Source organism: Boseongicola sp. (assembly GCF_057460485.1).
In genome coordinates this window covers 1-7665 of record NZ_JBVCWP010000181.1, presented here as the reverse complement: position 1 = coordinate 7665, position 7665 = coordinate 1, and the positions used below count along the sequence as shown (strand labels likewise).

Genomic DNA, 7665 nt, shown 5'->3' with positions numbered 1-7665 from the left:
TAATCTGCTTTTTGACACTGGCACGCGGCGACGCCCCGAGGGGATGATCGGCACGTTCGTACGGACCTTCGCAGCGGGTGTTTCGGTCTGGGTGATCTATGCAGCTGCTTTTTCGCGTCAGGACACGCTTGCGCTGACTATGACGTTTCTGGCCCTGATGCTGGTATTGACCTTTCTTTTGATTGGGCCCAGCGCAAGGGCCAGTCGAACACACATAATTTGGGTCGATCTGCTTCTTGCTTTTTCAGCCGGAGTGATCGGCGTATATTTCGTCTCGACCGCGGAAACGATCTCCCGGCGGATCACGCTTTTCGACCCGCTGAGCACATGGGATATCGCGTTTGGTTCTGCACTGCTTCTTCTGACGATGGAGGCGGTGCGCCGCACTGTCGGCATGGGATTGACGCTGATCGTAGTGATGTTTCTTGTTTACAACCTTTTCGGAGATCGACTGGATGGTGTTCTTGGCCACGGGCGCATAACCTATCAGCATTTCCTGGATATCACCGTCTTCACATCTGATGGTCTCTTTGGTGTGCCGCTGCGTGTGGCGGCTACATATGCATTTCTGTTTGTCCTGTTCGGAACGGCGCTGGCCAAGTCCGGAGGCGCGCAGTTTTTCTACGACCTTGCATCTTTTCTGACCGGTCGGTCTCCGGGTGGTCCGGCGAAGATCGCAGTGGTTTCCTCGGCGCTTTACGGAACGATATCGGGCAGCCCCACATCGGATGTCGTAACGACGGGCAGTGTCACGATTCCGATGATGAAAAAAATGGGATATCGGTCGGATTTCGCGGCGGCCGTCGAGGTTTCGGCCTCCACTGGGGGAAGTCTGTTGCCGCCCGTCATGGGGGCCGCCGCCTTCATAATGGCGGAGTACACAGGCATTGAATATGTCGATATCGCAATTGCTGCGTTGATACCGGCGCTGCTCTACTACGTCCCTATCTACACTCAGGTTCACCTCAGAGCATTGAAAGAGGGATTGGCGGGCGTGGATCGATCGTTGATCCCACCCTTTGGCAAAGTCATGCGCGATGGCGGACTTTTTATTGTGCCTCTGATCGTGATTAGTTGGTCGCTCCTCAATGGGTACACCCCTACTTATAGTGCCCTTTACGGGTTGGTCGCGGTGGTCGGGGTCGCGATGATCCGCGCTTCGAGCCGTTTGGGACCAAGCGCAATCTTCGAGATACTTTCAGAGTCCAGTTTGCGGATGGTCGCTGTCGCGGGTGCCTGCGCGGCGGCCGGGCTTGTGATCGGCGGGATCACAATGACTGGCCTTGCCTCAAAGTTCTCGACGCTTGTTTTTATGGTGTCGGGTGCAGATGTGCTTTTGTCACTTATGGTGGCCGCCGTGCTTACGATCTTGCTGGGCATGGGAATGCCGACACCCAGTGCGTACATCCTTGCTGCGGTCCTGATTGCACCCGTGATGCAAAGGCTTGGCATAGACGTATTGGCAGGGCACCTTTTCATTCTCTACTTCGCGGTCATGTCGGCCCTCACTCCACCCGTTGCCGTTGCGGCCTACGCGGCGAGCGCAATCGCAGACGAAAACCCGCTCGTGATCGCCGTGCAGTCGGTCAAGATTGCACTGGGCGCGTTTCTGATACCTTTTGCTTTCGTCTATCACCCCGGTCTTTTGCTTCAGGGAACAGTGTGGGAGATTGTGTTTGCAGTCACTTCAGCCTTCATCGCGCTCATCTTTGCAGCGATTGCTATCGAAGGATATTTGATGGGGCGTATCCGGCCAGCGCAGCGTTGGCTTCTTTTTGGCGGCGCGCTCTGTCTTCTTTTTGGCGGCTACCTTGTGACTGCGATCGGTGCAGCGGTTATCGTGATTACCTGCATGTGGACTCGAACGACAACCAAGACCGGTGCTGAGCAGAACTCAGAAGTCAGCTAGCATCACTCGGCCGCGTCAATGAGTGGTTTGGTGGGCACCAGTGTGCGCCAATCGACCTCTTTGGGGTAAACGCCTTCGTGGGAAGCGATCGTAGCCTGCCTCTGTGTGGCTGTGCCTGTTCCGATTGCCGCACCACCTTCCGCTACCTTGCGCGCCGCGTCGGTCATCAGGCGCCGGAACTCAACGATCGCCAGATCGGATGCCCCGAGAACATCCGTGTGTCGTTGGACGCACGCGCCCATGCTGACCCACATGACAATGTCCTGATTTGGGATGCCGGGAACGCCGGTGAAGTTTCCTGCCTTCATTGCCTCCCGGTCCTGCATGAAGTCATTTTCGAGCGTTCGCAGAGGGCGCCATTTGCGGTCGAGATCCTGTCCCGGCACTGCGTGATTGAACGCGCGCCATTCCTCGGTCGTTGGTACATTGGGACCGCCCCAGGCAATGAAATGGAACGCTGTCTCAACATCGTTGATCGGTACGATAACGCTAGCGACCTTGTAGTTGTTGTTCGGCGGGATCAGCGAATAATACGGTGCGACGAATTCGGTGATCCGCAGGTAATTGTGCGATGCCGCATTCTTTATGGGCTTGCGGATCGCGGCATAGTGGAACCCGTAGCTTGTGGTTTCCGTCTGCATCCGCGGAGACTTGTCGGTAGAGGGGCGATACCAGGCCTTTTCATCCGCGGCCGCTCCTTCGACACGCGCGGGCTTCATGTCGGAAGAATGCAGGCTTGAGGAATGGGCGCTGTCGATCTGTCCCTCGTGTATCTGCGCCCAATTGGCGGGAACGCGAATCTTCAGAATCGATACGACTGTATCTGCTTCTGGCGCAAAGGCCGGCGGATCAAACTCAGGCGCCGCATCGGCATCCCCGAGCCAGGCCCAGACGAAGCCGCCCCATTCGCGAACGGGGTAGGCGCGTGCTTTTACCTTGTCCTTCAGCGGGCTACCTTCGGGCTCGGATGACATGGCGACGACATTGCCATCTACATCCATCTTCCATCCGTGATAGAGGCAACGCAGGCCGCACTCTTCGTTCCTGCCATAGACCAGCGACGCCTTGCGATGCGGGCAAAGCTCGTCGAGCATTCCAAGACGTCCTTTGGTGTCGCGAAACGCCACGTAGCTTTCTCCAAGCACTTCGACGCGCAAGGGAGTGCCATCGGCTTCGGCCACCTCTTCGATCAGGCAGACCGGGGTCCAGTGCTGACGCATGAGTTCGGCCATCGGTGCGTCGCCGGTGACGCGGGTCAGGAGTTCGTTCTCTTCCGGTGTCAGCATATCTATCTCATTCAGCTATTCTGGTGACGCATCTGGCATTGAGGAAATTACTTAGGTATCTAAGTCAAAGCAAGCCCGAAGCATCTAGACCAGAGGCACACATGACAACTGAGACCCTGCGAGTGCGCCTGACGTCGCGCCGAAACCTCACACCGCAGATACGCGAATTCACCTTGGCTGCCGCTGAAGGAGGGGCGCTTCCCGATCATACTCCCGGAAGTCATATCACTGTTCGCACGCCCTCCGGCGCGATGCGGCGCTATTCACTGGTTAATGATGGAGAGGCCCCTGAACACTATACGATTGCTGTGAAGCGCGAGCCTCAGTCACGCGGAGGATCGCAGTCCATGCATGATGACGCGACGGTTGGAACAGAACTTGATATAGAGCCTCCCATAAACGATTTCGAACTGACCGAGGCAAATGATTACCTGCTTATTGCCGGTGGCATTGGCGTGACGCCGATCTATTCCATGGCGCGGAAGTTAGATCGGGAGAACAGCCCGTTCCATATCATCTACTGCACCCGCAGTCCCGAAGATACGGCATATCTGGAAGATATGCAGAGCGCCTTTGGCGACCGGCTGACACTGCACCACGACGGAGGCGAGCCGGATCGGGCGTACGACTTTTGGGATCACTTCGAAGAGCCAAAAGACCAGCACGTCTTTTGTTGCGGACCAAAGCCGCTGATGGAAGAAGTGCAGGGCGTCTCTGGCCATTGGAACGAAGGGCGCGTGCATTTCGAGGATTTCAAGCCCGTCGAGGTCGTGCGGGCAGACGACACTCCCTTCGAGGTCGAGCTGAAGGCAAGCGGAAGGACAATCCAAGTCCCCGCCGACAGGACGATTCTCGAGACGATCCGGCAAGCAGGGATTCCAACGGTTAGTTCGTGTGAAAGCGGCACCTGCGGGACATGTAAAACCATCCTGATTGACGGAACACCTGATCACCGGGACATGGTTCTGATGGAACACGAGAAAGAAAATCGGATAATGATCTGCGTTTCGCGCGCGTTGTCGGAGAGGCTTGTCCTTGACCTCTGATCCTGTCCGCGTTGGCGTCGCGGGCCTTGGGCGTGGATTCGTGCTTTCGTTACCGTCATTCCGGGCAGATCCACGCATCAAGCTGGTAGCAGCTGCCGCGCCCCGGGCCGAAAGTCGCGAAGCTTTCATAGGCGAGTTTGGTGGCAAGTCTTATGACTCCGTTGAGGCCTTGTGCCGAGATCCCGCGGTCGAGGCGGTCTACGTGGCAACTCCTCACCAGGTCCACAGGGACCATGTTCTTGCGGCAGCTCGCGCTGGAAAGCATATCCTGGTCGATAAGCCATTGGCAGTATCTGTCGCAGACGGTCAGGCCATGGTCGCTGAAGCAAAGGCTGCGGGCGTCCATCTGCTTGTTGGCCCGAGCCACAGTTTCGATCCGCCAGTCGCCTTGGCTCGGGCGATAATCGAAAGCGGTGAGTTCGGAAAACTCAGGTTCATACAGGCCTTTAACTATACTGACTTTCTGTATCGCCCCAGACGACCCGAAGAGCTGCGGACAGAGGAGGGTGGGGGCGTTCTGTTTTCCCAGGCCATTCATCAGATAGATATCGTCCGGTTGTTGGGAGGTGGGCTCGCGACGCAGGTCTTTGCGATGACAGGCGCATGGGACCCCGCGCGACCAACTGAAGGGGCAGCATCCAGTCTCCTTAAGTTTGCTTCCGGCGTCTTTGCGAGCCTAACCTATTCCGGCTACGCGCATTTCGACAGCGATGAGTGGATGGGTGGCATCGGTGAATTGGGCCGAAGAAAAGACCCTGCGGACTATGGAGGCGCGCGGCGCGCATTGGCGGATATGACATCCGATGACGAGACTGCGCTGAAACGCACCCGAACATACGGTGGATCCGTGGCTCCGGGAGCACCCGAGGCGCACGAGCACTTTGGACCGGTCATAGCGGTCTGTGACAGGGCCGATCTTCGTCTGACGCCCTACGGTGTTGATGTGTACGGCGATACCGAGATTTCGTTTCGTTCGGCGCCGGTCTCGGACGTTCCCCGCAAACCAATGATAGATGCACTGGTGAATGCCGTTCGCCACGACAGAGCACCCGTTCAGACAGGCGATTGGGGCCTTGCGAGTTTGGAGGTTTGCCACGCAATCCTTGCATCGGCCCGGTCCGGTAACCCAGTACGACTTGTCCACCAGGTCACAACGCGCCCAGAGCAGACTGAAAAGGGTGACACAGATGCATGAATTTGCAGTTGGCGACATCGTAGAAATAGAGACCATGAATGGCCTCATCTATGCACAAATCACGCACGACCATCCAAGCTATCCGCCAGTCGTCGTTGTGTTCGATGGAGCCTTTGATCGCCGCCCTGACCATACGCAGTCCATAACGGGCCGACCGCCACGCTTTACGGCGCTTATCTCACTCGCGTCGGCTCTGAGCCGGCTCGGCAAGCAAGTGACGTTGTTGGCAAACGAGCAGGTTAGCGATCCATTTCCTATCTTCCGAACACCTGTTCGGGATAAGCTGGGGGAGATAATCTATTGGTGGCTTTGGGACGGGCGCAGTCTGGCCGTGGACACCGGTACATCCGGACCAAACCGGGATGCGCCATTGCGCGAGGTCATGGGAGCGGCGGAGTTTTGGCGACGGCTTGAGGATCAACCCGACCAAGATGGATAGAAACATGACGATAGGAAGGAAGGAAACGGTCATCGAGCAAGAGAGGCTCGCAAGGCTAATCCGTCTCGCGGCACGCGCCTTCAACAGATCGCTGCAGATCAGACTGCAGGCCGAAGGGATCACATTCGGTCAGTGGATTTTCATGCGAATCTTGTGGGAAGAAGACGGGCTTTCGCAAAAGGTCCTCAGCCAGCGCGCTGGCCTTACCGAACCTACGACACACAGCGCGATCAAGCGGATGGAGAAGGCCGAGTTGGTCGAACGGCAAAAACTGGAGGGAAACAGACGAAAAATCCACACCTTCCTCACTGCCAAAGGTTGGAGCCTGCGTGAACGCCTTGAACCGCTTGCGACAGAGGCCAATCTTGTCGCAGTTGCAGGTCTTACAGCGGAAGAAGTTACGGTTATGCGCAAAGGTCTTTTGGCGGTGATTGAAAATCTTGGCGAAGACGAACGCCGCGCGGCTCATCGAGGGATCAAGGTTCCCGCCACCCGCGCCACGATCGAAGTTTGACTTGTGTGTCGACATGGGTGAGTCATTCTCATCGGATTGCGGAAGCCGGATAACGGATCGTCGGTTTCGCGAATTATCGCGGGACCCCCGGCGCAAGTCTTAAATCTTTTTCTAAGTTGCCGCACGGTTCAAGACGCCAACTGATCGTTTGGAGCTTGCTTCCAGTTCTTAAGGTTGCCTTTAACAAAGGCTTCCGCAAGCGCCTTCCGACTGCTCAACTTCGCATCGCTTTCCTTCCCTTTGAGGCGGTTTAAAACGTTCTGATCTTCTTATCCGTTAGAGAATGTCTACGCCTCTCTTCAATATTGCGTATTGGCTGCAGGACAGCGGTCCCAGGCCGGATCTCGATGGAGACTTTCTTGCGGCGGCTGTTCCGAGAGATTGTCTCATCTCCATTCTTTGCTGAGAACGATATGCCAGAAGCGATCTCATTTCAGGTCAGTCTAAACTGTCCCGTTAGAGTTGAAGTCAGAAAGGATAGATTCCGCTATTACGACGCGACTATGTTTCCTGGTGGGACCGTTTCACAAGCCGGGGTATCCTGCGCGCGCGACCCAGTAGTCCCAGGCGCGCTCCAAGGGTGTTCTACCAAGAAGCATCGCACTCGTCTTCTCGATTTCGCCGTCGGTTAGCGGGATCAGACCACCGATCTGCAGCGTTTCCTGAACGAGTGCTGCGTTGTCTTTTAGGCCGATCGAGATCATGCAGACCGCCTTGATATTGGAGGCGACGCAGATGCACCCGTGTCCGCGAAGCAAGGCAACGCGGTTGTAACCCAGCGTCCGCGCCAGCGAGTGACCCATCTCCATGCTGTCCACCAGCATATTCGTGTCGCCGAATTCCTCCTGGCTGTCCCAGGTTGGAATATCGGCGCCGATGACGGACGACATATGAAATATCGGCCGCAGCGAGATCTTGTTCATCGTGAACGGGATGATGGAACGCGCATGATGGTGCGTCACCGCGTTTACATCAGGGCGATCCTTATAGATCGCGCCATGAATATGGCGTTCTTTGTAGGGGGCTCGGTGATCTTCGTTCACTAAGTCGCCGTCGAGTGTGAATTCCATGATGTCGTCGCGCGTGACGTTTGCTGGGCTACGCGAACGTGACAGGAGGTAGCGGTCCGGGTGCACCGGGTGGCGCATGCTGACATGACCGAAATTGTCGATCACGTCCTCGCGGTCAAGTATCCGGTTCGCGAGAACAAGCTCGACGATGGCGGAGTCACTCTGCTGGGAAAGATCGCGAGAATTCAAGTCGTCGGGCATCCTGC

7 protein-coding genes are annotated in these 7665 nt (G+C 56.7%); 5 read left to right on the top strand and 2 right to left on the bottom strand.

The genetic code is table 11. From position 1 onward, the window contains the following. Positions 1–1909: TRAP transporter permease (locus AC221Y_RS16920; RefSeq protein WP_486707812.1), on the top strand; the 1909-nt coding region annotated here is incomplete at its 5' end. A 2-nt stretch (positions 1910–1911) separates the two neighbouring features. Here AC221Y_RS16920 and AC221Y_RS16915 read toward each other — a convergent pair. Continuing rightward, the gene (locus AC221Y_RS16915; RefSeq protein ID WP_486707811.1) at positions 1912–3195 is read right to left on the bottom strand and encodes a Rieske 2Fe-2S domain-containing protein; all 1284 of its coding nucleotides are present in this window, start codon (positions 3193–3195) and stop codon (positions 1912–1914) included. 101 nt (positions 3196–3296) lie between these two features. Here AC221Y_RS16915 and AC221Y_RS16910 point away from each other — a divergent pair, with 101 nt between their 5' ends. From AC221Y_RS16910 to AC221Y_RS16895, 4 genes are read left to right on the top strand one after another with little or no spacing between them, the layout of a single operon-like run. Next, complete coding sequence (locus tag AC221Y_RS16910) at positions 3297–4241, top strand: PDR/VanB family oxidoreductase (protein WP_299754735.1); 945 nt, start codon at positions 3297–3299, stop codon at positions 4239–4241. Continuing rightward, on the top strand, positions 4231–5436 hold the full coding sequence (locus tag AC221Y_RS16905; protein WP_299754733.1) for a Gfo/Idh/MocA family oxidoreductase: 1206 nt from the start codon (positions 4231–4233) through the stop codon (positions 5434–5436). The genes AC221Y_RS16910 and AC221Y_RS16905 overlap by 11 nt, the downstream gene beginning before the upstream one ends. Continuing rightward, positions 5429–5875 (top strand): hypothetical protein, encoded by a 447-nt coding sequence (locus AC221Y_RS16900; RefSeq protein WP_299754730.1) that lies wholly within the window; start codon positions 5429–5431, stop codon positions 5873–5875. Before AC221Y_RS16905 ends, AC221Y_RS16900 begins: the two co-directional genes overlap by 8 nt. Before the next feature lie 4 nt (positions 5876–5879). Continuing rightward, complete coding sequence (locus AC221Y_RS16895; RefSeq protein WP_299754728.1) at positions 5880–6389, top strand: MarR family winged helix-turn-helix transcriptional regulator; 510 nt, start codon at positions 5880–5882, stop codon at positions 6387–6389. A gap of 524 nt (positions 6390–6913) precedes the next feature. Here the strand turns inward: AC221Y_RS16895 and AC221Y_RS16890 are convergent. Next, positions 6914–7665, bottom strand: a 752-nt coding sequence (locus AC221Y_RS16890) for a class II aldolase/adducin family protein (RefSeq protein WP_486707810.1), incomplete at its 5' end; no start/stop codon positions are given.